Origin of the sequence: Parabacteroides faecis, from assembly GCF_014647375.1 — a bacterium.
Taxonomy (GTDB): Bacteria; Bacteroidota; Bacteroidia; order Bacteroidales; family Tannerellaceae; genus Parabacteroides; species Parabacteroides faecis.
In genome coordinates, this window is sequence record NZ_BMPB01000011.1 from 149609 (window position 1) to 167382 (window position 17774).

Sequence of the window (17774 nt, forward strand, 5' to 3'; positions counted from 1 at the left end):
TTTCCCGTTTTTGTCTTTACGTTTTCATGTCATAATTTATTTTTTAAGTTAACAAATAATTAATACCAGTTCGCTTTTGTATATTAGACGTACTACCTTTCAAACCCCCTATGAAAAAAGTGATTTTTTTATTTTAATGATCGTATAATGACTGTTCGCCTTGAATATGAATAGTCATCACTTTGTTCAGGCTCTATGATCCGGCATTTGATAGGTGCTGTCTTTTCTAATAGTTGTAGTATATTGCTTAATGATTCAGTCGTGAAAGTTGCGGAATATTCATAATTGTATATTTCTTTTCCTTCCAGTTTTATATCAACGTTGAAATGGCGGGATAAACGCCGGATGATTTCAGCCATACTAGCCCGGCGGAAAATCATTTTTCCGTCTTTCCATGAAGTGGTGACCAATAGGTTGGCATCAGCAACATCCATCTTGTTGGTTTCTTTATTAAAGGTTACCTGTTGCCCCGGATGCAATGTCCTGAAGGAGGGTTGATCGATTTCCGATACATCGACATGGCCCTTGGCTAAAGTTGTTTCAATATTTTTGTCTTCTTCGTATGCGTTGATATTGAACTCTGTACCGTAGGCACTGACTACCAGGTTGCCCGGGATAGTAACGTTAAACCGGTTTTCTTTATCGGAGGAAACTTTAAAATAGGCTTCTCCGGATAATGAAACATTTCTCTCTTTTCCGGTAAATCTTTCCGGGAAGGAGAGACGGGAACCGGAGTTCAACCAGACTTCAGATCCGTCAGATAATGTTACTTTTGATACTAATCCGTAGGCAGATGTGACCTCTAATTGTTCTATAGGCTTGTTATTCCATTCATTTAATGTGTTATATAGGATATAACTCGTAATCAATGCAGGGATTAATAAAACAGCAGCACTGGAACGGAGTAGTCTCCAGGCTTTATTTTTATAACTTTCAAAAGCGATCCGTCTGGATATTTTTTTCCAGTGTGCGGTCGGATCGATTTGTCTTTGGAGATTCAGATCATCAGCCCTTTGAAGGATAAAACGTAAATCATCGACTTCTTTTTTTAATTCAGGGGAATCCTGCATTAAATGATCGAAAATCTCCTTTTCTTCTGCTGATAAACGATTTTCCAGATACGCTATAATATGTTCTGTGTTTATTTCCACTTTTATGATTTTTGTATTAGACGTATAGGTCCATCAATTACCCTATATTAAAATGTGTTAATGGATAAAGAGTAGTAGCAATGGCAGATAATCCTTCAGTTCCACCCTCAGGTGTTTTAGAGCTTTCGTCATATGAGCTTCTACTGTTTTTATGGAAATATTGTGTTCGATAGCGATTTCGTTGTATGTTTTTCCTCCGAATCTATTCTTTTCAAAAACGCTCCGGATATTTTCCGGGAGTTTGGACAATGCGGCATTTAGCATTTGCTCCAGCTCAATGGTTGTGTATATATCTTCGGATGAATAGCTTTGGACAGAGATCGACTCTTTTTGTTGCCAGTCCAGTTCCGATTCTTTTTTTCTTAGATTGTCTATACAGCCATTTCTGACACTGGTAATAAGAAAGTTTCGGCTAGAGGTGTTTATTTCTATGTTTTTCCTGTTTTTCCATATTTTAAAAAAAGTATCCTGTACAATATCTTCACAGGTTTCCCAATTATCTATGTATCGGTGGGCAAAGACACACAAAGGGGAGAAAAATTGAAAAAAAAGAGTACGGAATGCAGTTTCGTCATCTTTAATAGCAATTTTCCAAAATAAATTATCAATTATATTAATCTCCTTTTCCTTTGTATTGTCCATCGCAATAGAACTCTTTCTCCTTTACTATTGTGTGTAGTTCTTGAAGAACTTATGCATTTCAAGGGTACAAATATAATTTATTTTACTATTCGTGGTTGTTAATTGTGTAATAATCAGAGTTCATTTTTTGTGTGTTAATAATAACATATACATCCATAATAGTGGTTAATAAACTTTTGACTATATCTAACAGGCATATTATAAGCAAATTACCGTATTCGTTTATTCATAGTTCTTCAAGAACTAGGGTGTGAATTCTTTTTTCTTATCTTACTATATTCCTGTTTTTTTTTAATTTAAAGAAAAGATAAAGCGATCTTATAGATGAATCATCAATCCTGACTGCATGAAAATATTATATCAATATTTGAAGAATATGTATTATCGTTTATCTTTACATTCTATTAAAATGTAAAATAATAGGTTATGAATCAGGAAAGTGCTAATTTTCAATTTGAAGAAAAGATAGAATGGCAAGACCTCGGTGGAGGTGTGCAGCGTCAGATCATGGGATATAATGATGATTTGATGATGGTAAAGGTGAAATTTGAGACCGGAGCAGTCGGGGCACCTCATACACATCCGCATACACAGACTACTTATGTGGCCAGTGGCGTGTTTAATTTTATGACGGACGGGGAAACAAAGATCGTCAGGACAGGAGATGGCGTTTATATGAAACCGGGTGTTTTACATGGATGCGAATGTGTGGAAGCCGGTGTGTTGATCGATACGTTTAGTCCGGTTAGGGAAGATTTTTTATAACTGCCGGAATGTTATCCGGACGACTATAACCTTGAAAGTGTTTCACCCTAATGGAACAGTTGTTTCAACGTAATGAAACAGTTGTTCCATTAGGGTGAAACACTTTTATTGTGTAGTTTAACGATTTTAGTTGACTACTTTCTGCCTAATCAATAAAAAGGGTTGACTCGGTTTATGTCACGGTCAGTAAGCCGCTTCATGTACTCCTTTGATGGAACGTCCGCTCGGTTCGTTCATATTACTGAAAGTAGCATCCCACGCCAATGCTTCAGCTGTGGAGCAGGCGACGCTCGGAACGGAAGGAACGCTGCGTGCGGCACTTTCGCTGGGGAAATGTTCTTCGAAGATAGTACGGTAATAATACTCCTCTTTGTTTTGAGGCGTATTGATCGGGAAACGTTCTGCCGCATGTTTCATCTCTTCGTCGGTGATCAGTTCGGATGTGATCTTCTTTAGGTTGTCAATCCAGCTATAGCCTACACCGTCGGAGAACTGTTCTTTCTGACGCCAGGCGATTTCTTCCGGTAACATGCCGGCAAAGGCTTCGCGGAGGATTTTCTTTTCGATGGTCTTGCCCTGGCACATTTTGGCTGCTGGGTTCAGGCGCATTGCTACATCCAGAAATTCTTTGTCGAGGAAGGGGACACGGCCTTCCACGCCCCAGGCACAAAGGCTTTTGTTGGCACGCAGGCAATCATACATGTATAATTTGCTTAGTTTACGTAAGGTCTCCTCGTGGAATGCTTTGGCATCGGGTGCCTTGTGGAAATAGAGATAACCACCGAAAACTTCATCGGCTCCTTCACCGCTCAACACCATCTTGATACCCATACTTTTGATCACGCGGGACAAGAGATACATCGGAGTGGAGGCGCGTACGGTCGTTACATCGTACGTCTCAATATAATAGATTACGTCGCGGATGGCATCGAGCCCTTCCTGTACCGTATAGTTGATTTCGTGGTGGACGGTGCCGATGTAGTCGGCTACCTTCCTGGCTGCGGCCAGGTCAGGGGCACCTTTCAGGCCGATAGCGAAAGAGTGGAGTTGCGGCCACCAGGCATCGGCTTTGTTATCGGTTTCGATACGTTTGGCAGCGTATTTCCTGGCAATGGCTGAAATGATGGAAGAGTCCAGGCCGCCGGAAAGGAGGACACCGTAGGGAACATCGCTCATCAGTTGGCGTTGGACGGCGGATTCGAGGGCATCATGTAATTCTTCTGCACGGGCGGGGTTCTCTTTTACATTTTCATAATCCATCCAGTCACGGACGTACCATCGGGTGAGGTCGATATCTTTGCTATAGAAATAATGGCCGGGTTTGAACTGGTCGTACATGGTAGCGAAACCTTCCAGACCTTTCAGTTCGGAAGAGATGAGAAGATGGCCGTGGTCGTCGTAACCCATATAAAGGGGGATGACACCGATCGGGTCGCGGGCGATCAGGTAGGTATCGTTTTCTTCGTCGTAGAGGGCGAAGGCAAAGATGCCGCTGAGCCGTTCGACGCAACCGGTACCGTATTTGCGGTAGAGGGCGAGGATGACTTCGCAGTCGGAACCGGTCAGAAATTCGTATTCGTCTTTTAGCTCTTCACGGATTTCACGGTGGTTATAGATTTCACCGTTTACGGTCAGGATCAGTTTGCCGTCTTTACTTTTCAGAGGCTGACCACCGGAGGCCGGGTCGACGATGGAGAGGCGTTCGTGGGCAAGGATGGCAGTGCGTCCCTGGTAGATGCCGCTCCAGTCCGGTCCGCGGTGACGGATTCGTTTACTCATTTCCAATGCCTGGCCACGGAGGGCGGAGGCGTCTTCACGGATGTTGAAGATTGCTGTAATGCCACACATAATCGTTATTGTTTTATTTTGTTAGATAGTTGTCTATTGCTTTTGCCGTTTCCCTGCCCGAAGCCATGGCGCGAACGACCAGGCTGGCACCACTGACGGCATCGCCGCAGGCGAATAGTTTGCTGTCGGCTATCTGGTGCTTATGGTCGACGACAATGTTTTTACGGGTATCTACTGCCAGTGAAAGCTCTTTGACAAGACCTTCCTGTTCGGGATGGACAAAACCCATGGCCAGGAATACGAGGTCGGCTTCGATGATCTCTTTCTTTCCCGTCAGTTTCATTTCGGGACGGCCTCCGTTTGCAGATGAATGCCATTCTACTTCCTCTACTTCTACGCCTTTCAACGTATTTTTATCTCCGATGAAACGGCGGGAAGCGAGATTCCACCGGCGAAGGCAACCTTCTTCATGGCTGCTGCTGGTCTTTAGTACCTGTGGATACATGGGCCAGGGAGTTTCAGGGTTATGACCGATAGGCGGTTGCGGCATGATCTCGATCTGTGTCACACTTGCTGCACCGTGACGATTGGCTGTTCCTACGCAGTCGCTTCCGGTATCACCGCCGCCGATGACGAGAACTTTCTTGCCTTTACAGTTGATGATACTTTTGGGAGGGATGACGATACTTTCCAAAAGACGGTTTTGTTGTCCCAGCAGTTCGAGAGCGAAATGGACGCCTTTCAGGTTACGGCCATCGATCGGCAGGTCACGGGGTGTTTCAGCTCCGATGGCGACACAGACGGCATCGTATTCCTTTACTATATCCTTGGCAAGGATTTCTTTTCCTACCATGGTGTTGACCCGGAACCGGATACCTTCCTTTTCCATCAGGCGGATACGCCGGTCGATGATGTTTTTGCTCAGTTTGAAGTTCGGAATGCCGAAACGGAGCAGACCACCCGGTAGTTCGTCTTTTTCAAAGACTGTGATTTCGTATCCTTTGCGGTTTAACTGATTGGCAACAGTCAGTCCTGCCGGACCGCTGCCTATGACGGCAACGCGTTTTCCGTTACGTACGGGGGTGACCGGCTGTACAAAACCTTCACGGAAGGCAGCTTCGATAATGGCGACTTCATTTTCACGGATGGTGACGGGTTCATCGCAACTTAGTTTCAGTACGCAGCTTTTTTCGCAGAGGGCAGGGCAGATGCGGCCGGTAAACTCCGGAAAGTCGCAGGTCTGTTCCAATACGTGATAGGCTTCACGCCATTGTCCTTTATAAAGGAAGTCCTGCCATTCCGGTTGTTTGTTTCCGAGCGGGCAAGCCCAATGGCAGAAAGGAACGCCGCAGTCCATGCAACGGGAAGCCTGACGGCGGCGATCGCTGCTGTTGAGTGTTTGTTCTACTTCGCTGAAATCGTCGATACGGTCTTCTACAGGACGATAGCCTGCTTCTTGTCTATGTATGGTGAGGAATGCTCTTGGATTTCCCATGATGTTTAAATGTCTAATGTCAAAAAAATCAGTTTAATAATCTCGCTGCATCTCCGCAATCTTCTGCTGCAACTTTTTCATCTGTTCTTCCTGCAGGACTTTCTTGTATTCGATCGGGACGATCCGGATGAATTCATCTACCTGTTTATCCCAGTTGTCCAGCATCTTTCCGGCCAGATGGCTGCCTGTGTAGTGGTAGTGCTTACGGATCAGTTCATGCAATTCCTTGCGGGTGGCACTGTCTTCGATCAGGGAGAGTTCGACCATTTCCATATTGCAGTAATAATCGAAATCGCCCGCCTTGTTCCATACGTAGGCCACACCGCCACTCATTCCGGCAGCAAAGTTGCGGCCTGTGCGACCGAGCACAACCACGCGGCCTCCCGTCATGTATTCGCAGCAATGATCTCCTACACCTTCCACTACGGCTATGGCTCCGCTGTTACGCACGCAGAAACGTTCGCCGACACGACCATTGATGTAGACTTCTCCACCGGTTGCCCCGTATAATAAGGTATTGCCGGCAATCGTATTGTCCTCGGCAACGAAGGTGGAGCGTACCGGTGGCATCAGGCTGATACGTCCGCCGCTAAGACCTTTTCCGAGATAATCGTTCGCTTCTCCTTCCAGGCGGAAATGAACGCCGTGGGCAAGGAAGGCGCCGAAGCTCTGTCCGGCCGAACCTTTGAATTTTATATTGAGCGTATGTTCCGGCAGTCCGGCATTTCCGTAACGTTTGGCTATTTCACCGGAAAGCATGGCGCCGACGCTGCGGTCTGTGTTGGCGATGGCATAATCGAGCGATACTTCCTGCTGCTGTTCGATGGCTGCCTGTGCATGACGGATGATGTCCACATCTTTCACATTCTCTATTTGATGTACCTGGTTGGTCAGATGATGGATAGCTGTGTGAGCCGCTTGTTCCGGAAGATGTAACAGGTGCGTGAAGTCCAGTAAATCATATTTGGAATTAGTTGTTTTCTGGTCCGCGCCCGTCTGCGTATTCTGCGTCCCTTTTCTAATTATAAAATCTGTCCGTCCGATAATATCATCCAGTTTGCTGTAGCCCATTTCCGCCAGATATTCGCGCACCTCTTCCGCCAGGAAAGTAAAGAAGTTTACCAGATACTCATGCCGTCCGTGGAAACGTTTCCGTAACTCTTCGTCTTGTGTCGCAACGCCGACAGGGCAGGTATTCATATGACATTTGCGCATCATGACACAACCCAGGACGATCAGGGCAGAGGTGGCAAAACCAAATTCTTCAGCTCCCAGCATTGCCATCAGGACGATGTCGCGTCCGGTCTTCAGTTGCCCGTCGGTTTGCAGGCGGACTTGTCCGCGCAGATTGTTCATAACCAATGTCTGCTGCGTCTCCGACAAACCCAGTTCGGGGGGTAATCCCGCATAACGGATCGAACTGATCGGTGACGCACCTGTTCCTCCCTCTGCCCCGGAGATGACAATACGGTCGGCCTTCGCCTTGGCAACTCCGGCAGCGATCGTTCCGACACCGCTTTCCGATACCAGCTTGACACTGATCTCTGCTTTCGGATTGACATTCTTCAGGTCGAAGATCAGTTGTGCCAGATCTTCGATCGAATAAATATCATGATGGGGAGGAGGGGAGATCAACGAAATACCCGGTATGGAATGACGAGTCCTGGCAATGATATCATTGACCTTATATCCCGGTAACTGACCGCCTTCTCCCGGTTTGGCACCCTGGGCAACCTTAATCTGTATCTCATCCGCGTTGACCAGATATTCCGTAGTAACGCCGAAACGTCCGGATGCCACCTGTTTGATCGCGGAGCGGAGTGACGAGCCATCTTTACGTGGCGTGAAGCGTACCGGGTCTTCACCTCCTTCACCGGTATTGCTCCGGCCGTGTATCTTGTTCATCGCCATGGCCATCGTCTCATGTGCTTCTTTGCTGATGGAGCCGAAGCTCATGGCGCCTGTGACGAAACGCTTCATAATTTCGGAGGCGGGTTCCACCTGTTCGACCGGAATAGATTTTTGTTTCTTGAAAGTAAGGAAGTCACGCAGGAAGATGGGCGATTCTTTTTCGTCCACCATATGGGTATATTCTTTGAACTTCTTGTAACTGCCCAGGCGTGTAGCCAGTTGCAGGGTAGAAATGGTTTCCGGGTTCCAGGCATGTTTCTCCCCGTCTTTTCGGAAGCTGTATATCCCTTTATGTTCCAGCATCTCATCAACCGGAAGGTTAAAAGCCTGCTGATGCTGCACGATCGCATCGCGGGCGATCTCATCCAGGCGTATACCGCCGACGTTGCTGGTCGTACCGCCGAAATAGGTGCGTGCCAGTCCGGCATCCAAACCGACGGCTTCGAACAGTTTGGCTCCGCGATAACTGCGGATAGTACTGATCCCCATTTTACTCATCACTTTGAAAAGCCCTTTGCAAATGGATTTTACATAATTCTTGCGTGCCGTTTCGTAGTTCAGCTGGATCTCATGTTTCCCTTCCAGCTCTTTCAGGATGGCAAAAACCATATACGGATTGATGGCACTTGCTCCGTACCCCAGCAGGAGGGCGGCATGCATAACCTCGCGCATCTCGCCGGTTTCAACGACCAGAGCTGTCTGTACACGTTTTTGTACGGAGATCAGGTGATGATGTACGGCGCTGACGGCAAGCAGCGACGGGATAGGTGCCCTCCTTTCATCTACGTTCTTATCGCTCAGGATGATGTAGTTCACACCGTCGGTAACGGATTGTTCCGCTTGTTTGCACAGCTCGTCGAGAGCTGCTTTCAAGCCTTCCCGTCCTTTTTCCACTTCAAACAACATAGGCAGTTTGACTGCATTGAATCCTTTATAGCGGATGTTGCAGAGCAAATCTAATTGCGTGTTGGTCAGGATCGGATGATTCAGCCGTACCATTTTACAATGGCTTTCACTCGGCACAAGGATATTATTACCTACGGCTCCTATATATTCTTCCAGACTCATGACCAGTTCTTCGCGGATCGGGTCGATCGGAGGATTGGTCACCTGGGCAAATTGCTGACGGAAATAATTGAACAATAACTGCGGACGATCGGATAGAACGGCCAATGGCGTATCATTCCCCATAGAGCCGACCGGTTCGGCACCTCCGGTACACATCGGCATGATGATCTTTTCCACATCTTCGCGGCTGTACCCGAAGGTGCGTAACATTTTACTGTAGTTTTCGACTGTATGGGGTACTTTACGTCCTGATTTCAGTTCGTCCAGTTCCACGCGGTTGTTTGACAGCCATGTCTTATAAGGTTTGGCTTCGGCGAGTTGTTTTTTCAGTTCGCCGTCATAATATATTTCGCCTTTCTCTGTATCGACCATCAATATTTTTCCCGGTTGCAGACGGCCTTTCTCTTTGATCTCGTTTGCTTCAAAATCCATTACGCCCACTTCGGAAGCTACCAGCATCATGTCGTTTTTCGTGATCAGGTAACGTGCCGGACGCAAACCATTACGATCCAGCATACCTCCGGCAAACCGTCCGTCGCTGAATAACAGAGCTGCCGGTCCGTCCCACGGTTCCATCAGGATAGAATGATATTCATAAAACGCTTTCAGGTCATCCGATATCGGATTCTTCTCATTTGTACTTTCCGGTACCAGCATCGCCATGGCATGAGGCAGACTCAATCCGGAAGCGACCAGAAACTCCAGCACATTGTCCAGTGAGGCACTATCGCTCATCCCGGGCTGAATAATCGGACGGATACTTTCTATATTCCCGATCGTAGGTGAGGTGAGTACGCTTTCCCGTGCTTCCATCCATCCCCTGTTTCCACGGATCGTATTGATCTCCCCGTTATGTGCCAGCAGACGGAATGGTTGGGCCAGGCTCCATGTCGGGAACGTATTCGTACTGAAGCGGGAGTGAACCAATGCCAGTCCACTTGTGAAATAATTATTTGTCAGGTCGGGAAAATAATGACGAAGTTGCATCGACTCCAGCATTCCCTTATATACAATATTTTTAGTGGATAACGAGGTCACATAGAAGTCATTTCTGCCTGGCAGGTCAGAGGTTGCTACTTTATTCTCAATACGTTTACGGATAACGTACAACTTCAATTCCAGCTCCTGTTGGTTATCGCATCCGGTCACGAAGAGCTGCTTGATATCCGGTTCAGTTGCCAGGGCATCCTTCCCCAATATATCGCTGTTGACCGGAACTTTCCGCAGGTGCATCAGGGTTAGTCCTTCCTTTTCAATCTCTTCGATCATAATACTGAGGATAGCGGATCGCTGTGTTTCGTCTTTAGGAAGAAAGACCAGACCTGTACCGTATTTCCCTTTTTCCGGTACGGGAATCCCTTGCAACAGAATAAATTCGTGAGGAATCTGCAATAGAATACCTGCACCATCCCCCGTCTTGTTATCTGCACCTTCTGCACCACGGTGACGCATATTTTCCAATACTTTAAGGGCTGACTCTACAATGTCGTGCGACTTTCCTCCGTGAATGTTTACCAACATTCCTACACCGCAGGCGTCATGTTCATTCGCTGGATCATATAATCCCTGTTTTCTGTTCAAATAGATCTGTTCTTTCATTGTTTGTTGACCTTATGTTTGTGTAATGCCTGTTTTTGTTGTCAAATTGTTTGACAAATATAGAGTGTTTCTTTCATTGTGATATATATTGTGGTGTTAAAGTGTGACGTTTTTTTACTTTATCTGAATGGATGGTTTCTATTTGATATGATAATTGTTGTTTTGGTATCAATATGAAACATGTATAGTTCTTTTTGCTTTTAATCTGAAAGAACTTCTTTTTGAAATGGTCAAATAAATAACAAAAAAGCCTTCCAGTTTTCCTGAAAGGCTTTTATATAGAAAATAAAGTGATTAATGTTTCTCTTAGATCTGTAATACCAGAATAAACCTGCATCCTTTTTTGTAGTCTTTATCGATTGACAGGTTTCCATTCAGTTTATTGGCGATCAGAGCACAGATTGGCAATCCGAGTCCGTCGCCATCTGCCAGGTCTTTGACTTCGTTGAATGGCTTGAACAGGTTCTCTTTTTGTTCATCAGGAATTCCTGTACCGTTATCTGTTACGATAAGATGGCAAAGATGAGCTCCTTTTCTCTTGAATTCCAGCCATATTTTGCCGGATGTCGTGTATGAAGCAGCATTATTCAACAAATGTAGTAAGACACGTTCCAGCTGTTCCGGATTTGATTTTACTTCCAATTGAGGAGCATCTACGATCACTTCTACATCAGGATGTATCTTATCCTTTACTTTATCCATCGCTTTTTTGCAAAAACTACCCATGTTGAAGGATTGTGTCTCGTAAGTCTCCATTAAAGAACTTTCAAGAGAAGAAAGTTCCTGAATGTTCAGGCTGAATTGTTTCAAAGCATCTACACGTTTCTGGATAGAAGCCGCTTGTTGGGGAGCTGTATTACGTAATTCTCCTGCCGACATATCAAGCATATTGAGTGTAGGCTCCATTTGTTCGGAAATACTTTGAATAAATTTGGTTTGCTGTTCACTATGCTCGTTGGTTGTCTGGATAATGTTTTTCAGCTTTTTGTTGAGTACAATGAAACGTAACAACAGGAAGGCAAGTAAAGCCAAAGCCGCGATAAGAATAACCACCAATGTGCAGAGACCTACTATCATGTATTGTTTGCCCGATAGTTTGTCATCTTTTTCCTGTATGGTTTTCTGGCTTTCATCATATTTCAGTTGCAATGCTCCCAGTTCATCCTGTGCATTGAGTGCCTTTACTGAATCGGTCCAGACGATATACTTTTCATAGGTACGTTCCATTAACGGAGCATTATTTGCCGTACGGGCAATGGAGATCAGATGTCTGTAACATTCACTCACTTTGTCGTATTCTTTTTTGTCTTTGAACTGGTTGATCAGTTTGTTAAAACTGGCGTCTCCCTGATCGTTTTGTCCGAAGGTATAATAATAGCTTGCCTGGGTATATAATAAATCTTCGGCGAGCTTGTCGCTACCGGCTTGACTGACCAGGTTATCCAGAGTATTCAACTGAAGTTGGGCTTGCACTGCATTTTTGAGCTTGATGTACATTTGTAGCCGTTCTTTTGTCAGTTGGAAACGCTGGTCGTAGAATGTTTTCTGTGCTTTTTGTTCTTCGGTCAACAGAAACTGGGTCATTTGCCGGCAAAGCTCAAACGCTTCCTGATAGTAGTTTTCGCGGTAATAAAGATATGTCGCTTTTGTTCCACAATCAATGGCTTGCGTATAGTCTCCTTCATTCGAGAAGGCTTTGTAAGCTTGGATATAAAGATAACGGGCTTTGGTAAAGTCCTTTTGTTCCAGGCTGTTCTGTGCCTGTTTCATTAAATCGTTTGCTTTGTTCTCCGCAAAAAGCGAAGTACAAAAACAAATTGCGAGGGTGATAATAAAATACGTGATTCTCATAAACTTTATTTTTATTAGAAGCAAATATATGTATTTATTCAAAATCAAAGCATGAATTAGGTTGAAAAAGTTACAGCATAATCTCTGTTATTCGGAGAAATTATGCTTTTATTTCTATTTCGTATATCCGTGATTCGTCTTCCCAGGGATGGTATCCTTGTCCTATATATTTGAATCCCAGCTTTTCATAGAAGCCTATATGCTCGGTGCTGAGGTATAGTTTGTTAAAACCTGCTTTAACCGTATCTTCTTTGGCTTTCTCCAATAAAAGGCTGCTATAAAAATTTCCTCGTTGAGTTTCGTCTATATACACAGCGCAAACCCATGGATACAAATCCATCCGGCTGATAAAATCGTTCGTGATCAGTCCTGCACAGCCGATGATCTGATCATCTTTTTCCAACAAATACCATTGTGGAAAAGAACTCGGAGAATCTATACAATGATTAATACTATCCTCATACATGACGGGATATACAGAAGGCCATTTACTTTGCAGATAGTTGATCGCTATGTCTTTGTATGCCGGATTTTCTTTTACCGATATAATTTTCATGATGTTGTATTTAATGGGGTGAATGAACGCTTTTCCATTGAAGCGTATTGTTCTCAAAGCTGACGGATAATTTACCCAGATCTTTGAGCCAGGAAAGATAGGAGCGGATCGTGCTGCCTACCAGTACGTATTGTTCAAAGTTCATCGATAATCCGTATTTGTCGAAAAGCATCTGAAGAATGTTTTCGCTATTTTGAGGGATGGAGCAGATTTCGAGCAGGGTGTCGGCTATCTCGTAAATCTTATTCCGGTTGACAGATACCAGTTCTTTTATGTCAGTTGTCATTTCTGCATGCGAAGGAATAAATCGTGCAGCCTGCATCTTTTCAACAAAATCCAGTGTTTCCAGGTAACGGGCAACATCGTAAATGAAAGAGACCTGGTATTTATTCAGAGTTGATTCACTACTGATGCAATCTGCCAGGAAAACGGTATCATCAGGAGTACGAAAACCTACCATATCAAAAAAATGGCCGGGTAGGGGAATGATCTCCAGTTCACGAGGGAAATCCTTATCGGCAAAAGGCAACGTTTGGCTTTCTTTCGCTAACAGGAATTTATTCCGTAACTCTTTACAGGGATATCCTCCATATAAGAATGACGGTTCTAATATGGGGTATTGTGTAAAAGCTGCTTCTATCCCGTTAGCAAAAACCGGACAGCCGATTTGTGTTTGTAAATAAGCATTTCCTCCAATATGATCTGCATTGGAATGGGTATTGATAATCCCTTTTATTTTCCAGTTTTGTGCAGCAGCAATCTTAATGATTTTTTTGGCCGCTTCTTTATCGTTTCCGCTATCGATCAGATAAATATCCGTATCGTTTTGCCGATAGATACCGATCTTTGCCGGTGAGTTTATATAGTAGCTTTGTTCTCCTGCTTGTTGAAGTTCATACATAGCTTTTGATTTATATTGTAATGATTGCTCAAATATACTATAATAGAATTGAATTTTTCGTATATTTGACAAAACCAATAAATAATCAGATCATGGACATAAATGTATTTCTCAATAATTATCGTGAAGCATTTGGTGAAAAAGTGGATCTTCCAATCGTCTTTTGGTATTCAGAGCAACCGGTAAACTCTGTTGATAAAATCGGAGGATGTTTATTCAAATGTATGAAGGATGTCAGGGATGGGCAAACGGTTACTTTGAGTGTGGAAAATATCGGTTGTGGCGGTGGAAAATTCTATACTGGTTTTACAGAGATGCCCGAACGGATTCCCGGATTTGTGTCTTTAAAAGAAAAATACAAACAAACCCCTGAAGGCGTTTCTGAGTTTTTGGAGGAATTGCAAGTTCCGAGAGCAAAGATGGATTATCTGAATTTTGCCCGAATGGATAAAGTTGAGAACTTCGATAATCTGGAAGGAATTCTGTTTCTGGCAACACCCGATATGCTTTCCGGCCTGGCTACCTGGGCGTTTTTCGATAATAATTCACAGGATGCCGTTACTTCTTTATTTGGCTCCGGTTGTTGCTCTGTAGTCACACAAGCTGTTATTGAGAATGCGAGAGGGGGAAAGCGCACTTTTATCGGATTCTTCGACCCTTCCGTGCGTCCTTATTTTGAACCGGATATTTTAAGTTTTATGATACCGATGTCACGTTTCAGGGAAATGTACGATACAATGCGGAGTAGCTGTTTGTTTGATACGCATGCCTGGGGAAAGGTAAAAGCCAGGATGGAATAAAGAAATTTTGATATTGTATAAACCTCTATGCATTGTATTTAAAATGATTTAGTAATTTTGTTGGTGGTTAATTGAAACAGCTAACAAATAATACAATGCCAGATTATAAACATATACTTTCCTGTTGGCACAAACTGGAACATTTTTCTCCGGCTCTTCTTCCGAAAGATAATAGTGTAAAACGTTTGGGGGAGGAGCTTCCATGGATGCGTCCATTGGAAGCAAAAGATCCGAGAAAGACGATTCAATACACTATTTATCTGGGTGTCTTTTCTCTGACATCTGTTTCCGATTTTGTAAAAGAATTCTTTAAGGATGAAAGCGTCAATCCGAATCCGGTTAATGCCAAGGTTTGTTATGCTTCTATTAAACTGGATTGTCAGGGTATATACATACAAAATACATTTGGTCTTTCTACGATGCCTTGGGCATTGAAACAGTTGGAAGAAGATAAGGTGGAAACCGATACCTGGTCGGAGGATTTTAATCAGTTAAAATCTAATCTGTTTGAGCAATTAACCGAGAACCGGAAAGAACTGGCTGAAGACTTTCTGAGTTATTTGTCAGATACCCAGACACTCGAAAATCTACAAGAAATTCAATCATTAATCATGCGGAAACTGAAGTGGAGTACTTCTCCTGAAACGGATATATACATTCGTACAGAAGAAGTTTTCAAGAAAAATAACCCTTCAGATCCGGATGAATCGAATGCTGATATATTGAACAGTTTCTATATCGACGATTTGGAGCGGATAATTGCTTCTTATGAAAAAGAAGGTTATAATACAGCATTTAAGAATTATTTGAGTGCCTGTTTGAATGAAGATTTCGCTCATTCGGACCTATCCCTGCATCCTGAGATTCTGAAAGAAAGTCTGATTCCGGAAAATTACCCGGATGGTTGTTGGCCGTCTCCTTATGGGGCAAGTTTGATGCAACAGTTTGCTGTAAATACTGTCAATAAAGAGTTGGCCGGTGAGAAACAAGAGGGACTATTTTCTGTAAACGGACCTCCCGGTACAGGAAAGACAACCTTGCTAAGGGATATTATTGCTGCAATTCTGGTGAAGCGTGCTAAAAAGATGGTTGGTTTTACTGATCCGGCAAAGGCTTTCCGTAAAATAGGTGAGGTACAGGTCAGTGATAAATATACTCCGTTTATTTATGCACCGGATCCTTCCATCAGTGATGGAGGTATTGTTGTTGCTTCTTCGAATAATGGAGCGGTAGAAAATATCTCAAAAGAACTACCCTTAAAAGGAGAAGTAAAAGGTTATTCTGATCAGGTTGGATATTTCCGGCAGGTTAGTGAGGAATGTCTGGATGAACAATATTGGGGAATAATCGCTGCTGTATTAGGAAATAAAGAAAATCAACGAAAACTGATCGGTAGCATCTGGAATGGGAATTCGGAGAAGGAAACCTATACGCTAAAGCAACAGTTAGCCGATTATAAACCCACAGAAGAAGAATGGTTAAATGTTGTATCGTCTTTTAAAAAGAAGCTCCATGAAGTCGGGGAAGAGAAATCCCGTCTGACCGGTTTTATGAAAGATGAGGAAAACAGAGAGAAGATTCGGATTCAGTGTGAAGATGCAGAGAACCGTTTGACTTTTGATAAGGAAGAATTGAATAAACGGGAAAATGCATCTGCTCTGTTGTCTGCTGAAATAGAAGAGGGTACGCGAAGAAGGGATGAAATAAAGAGTGAAATGCAACTGTTGCAGTCTACTCGTCCCGGATTTTTTACATATTGGTTCAGCAAGGAAGTACGAACTCAATATAAAAAGGCTGTGGCTTCTGTTTTGTCGGAATACAATAGGCAGACAGAGACTATTGCAGAGCAGAAAGCCCGGTTACATGCGCTTTATTCAGAAATAGAGAAGCTGAAAAAGAGACAGGAGAAGAGTAAAAAGGATTATGATAAAGTAAATGCATTATATACTCAGCTGGTAGATTCTACTGAAAAAGCTCGTCAGGAGTTAAAAGGAGCCTATGCTGATGCTGAGTTTTGGAAACAAATCGAATCGAAGGAAACACAAGAAACCTCTCCCTGGTATTCTCAGAAACTGAAGCAGTTGCAATCCGAATTGTTCATCGAAGCGATGAAGGTGAACGAACTGTTTATACTCCGGGCAAATGCAACATCGAGTCGGATAAAAACGACATTGGATGGTTTCTTCAATTACCTGAAAACGGGTGGCGACCTTACCGAGAAGGAGATACAGGCGATGTGGAATACGTTTTGGTTGGTTGTTCCTGTCGTCTCTTCCACCTTTGCATCTATCCAGCGTATGTTCAGTACGTTGGGTGCGGCTTCTATTCCGTGGTTATTTGTAGATGAGGCAGGACAGGCCGTTCCACAGGCGGCTGCCGGGGCTATCTGGCGTTCGAAACGGGCCGTTATTGTAGGTGACCCTTTCCAGATAGAGCCTGTCGTAACGATACCGGAGCAGATCATCAATAATTTTAGTCGTTATTTTGGACTGGATAAGACGCAGATACATACTTCACTTTCCGTTCAGTCGATGGCTGACCGGGCGAATCCGTATGGCTGGATTACTAATGATACCTGGACCGGTTCACCTTTACGGGTTCACCGCCGTTGTATCGATCCGATGTTTTCCATTGCTAATGAGATCGCATATAATAATATGATGTATAATTCGACTCTGGGAGGTTCGTCTGGTTTGATTATGCAGAACGGATTTGTACAGGTTGAGGGTCAGGTGCGTGGTCGTCATTATGTACCGGAGCAAGGAACTGTCATCAAGCTGATGATTATGGATGAGATCCGTCAATTACAGGATTTACCGGATTTGTTTGTCATCTCTCCATTTTTGGAAATACCATCTGTCCTGAAAAAAGAATTGCGTCAACCGATAAAGCAAGCACTTGCCCCCTTTAAACCGATCGGAGATGATGAACTGAAGAAATGGCTGGATGCTCATATCGGAACGGTCCATACTTTCCAGGGAAAACAGGCTGCAGGTGTCATTTTATGTCTGGGACTTGATGAAAAGACAAAAGGCGCTGCTGCTTGGGCTTCATCCAAACCCAATTTGCTGAATGTGGCTTTGACACGTGCAAAATTACGGTTTGTAGCTGTAGGAGATGAAAGGGTTTGGTTGGGGCAGCCTTATTTTTGTAAGTTGAAAAATGTATTTAGTATGAAATTTATAAAATGAAATAAATGTTTATAGAATTGATTTGTTATATTTGTAAAATATATTGTAGTCTTAAA

Annotated in this window: 11 protein-coding genes; 3 read left to right on the forward strand and 8 right to left on the reverse strand. The window is 43.8% G+C overall.

Annotation, left to right across the window (positions count from 1 at the left end):
- Positions 1-128: 128 nt before the first annotated feature.
- Positions 129-1151 carry a FecR family protein gene (locus IEY67_RS16800; protein WP_183671823.1) on the reverse strand — a complete coding sequence of 341 codons (1023 nt, stop codon included), beginning with the start codon at positions 1149-1151 and terminating at the stop codon, positions 129-131.
- A gap of 57 nt (positions 1152-1208) precedes the next feature.
- The gene (locus IEY67_RS16805; protein WP_122357242.1) at positions 1209-1793 is read right to left on the reverse strand and encodes an RNA polymerase sigma-70 factor; all 585 of its coding nucleotides are present in this window, start codon (positions 1791-1793) and stop codon (positions 1209-1211) included.
- Positions 1794-2219: 426 nt separating this feature from the next.
- Here IEY67_RS16805 and IEY67_RS16810 point away from each other — a divergent pair, with 426 nt between their 5' ends.
- Positions 2220-2558, forward strand: a complete 339-nt coding sequence (locus IEY67_RS16810) for a cupin domain-containing protein (RefSeq protein WP_122374586.1) — start codon at positions 2220-2222, stop codon at positions 2556-2558.
- 183 nt (positions 2559-2741) lie between these two features.
- Here IEY67_RS16810 and asnB read toward each other — a convergent pair whose 3' ends face one another.
- The 6 genes from asnB to IEY67_RS16840 form a co-directional block, all read right to left on the reverse strand.
- Positions 2742-4406 carry an asparagine synthase B gene (asnB, locus tag IEY67_RS16815; RefSeq protein WP_122374585.1) on the reverse strand — a complete coding sequence of 555 codons (1665 nt, stop codon included), beginning with the start codon at positions 4404-4406 and terminating at the stop codon, positions 2742-2744.
- Between the two features lie 13 nt (positions 4407-4419).
- Entirely contained in the window at positions 4420-5841 is a 1422-nt protein-coding gene (locus IEY67_RS16820) for a glutamate synthase subunit beta (protein ID WP_183671822.1), read from the reverse strand.
- Between the two features lie 33 nt (positions 5842-5874).
- Positions 5875-10419, reverse strand: a complete 4545-nt coding sequence (gene gltB, locus IEY67_RS16825; RefSeq protein WP_183671821.1) for a glutamate synthase large subunit — start codon at positions 10417-10419, stop codon at positions 5875-5877.
- A 306-nt stretch (positions 10420-10725) separates the two neighbouring features.
- Complete coding sequence (locus tag IEY67_RS16830) at positions 10726-12270, reverse strand: sensor histidine kinase (protein WP_122374582.1); 1545 nt, start codon at positions 12268-12270, stop codon at positions 10726-10728.
- A 100-nt stretch (positions 12271-12370) separates the two neighbouring features.
- Complete coding sequence (locus tag IEY67_RS16835) at positions 12371-12826, reverse strand: GNAT family N-acetyltransferase (protein WP_122374581.1); 456 nt, start codon at positions 12824-12826, stop codon at positions 12371-12373.
- A 10-nt stretch (positions 12827-12836) separates the two neighbouring features.
- The gene (locus IEY67_RS16840) at positions 12837-13727 is read right to left on the reverse strand and encodes an MBL fold metallo-hydrolase (RefSeq protein WP_122374580.1); all 891 of its coding nucleotides are present in this window, start codon (positions 13725-13727) and stop codon (positions 12837-12839) included.
- Between the two features lie 92 nt (positions 13728-13819).
- Here IEY67_RS16840 and IEY67_RS16845 point away from each other — a divergent pair, with 92 nt between their 5' ends.
- Both IEY67_RS16845 and IEY67_RS16850 read left to right on the forward strand, forming a co-directional pair.
- Positions 13820-14527 carry a DUF169 domain-containing protein gene (locus tag IEY67_RS16845; RefSeq protein WP_122374579.1) on the forward strand — a complete coding sequence of 236 codons (708 nt, stop codon included), beginning with the start codon at positions 13820-13822 and terminating at the stop codon, positions 14525-14527.
- Between the two features lie 95 nt (positions 14528-14622).
- Positions 14623-17718: a DEAD/DEAH box helicase gene (locus IEY67_RS16850; RefSeq protein ID WP_183671820.1), complete on the forward strand. Its 3096-nt coding sequence runs from the start codon at positions 14623-14625 to the stop codon at positions 17716-17718.
- Positions 17719-17774 lie beyond the last annotated feature (56 nt).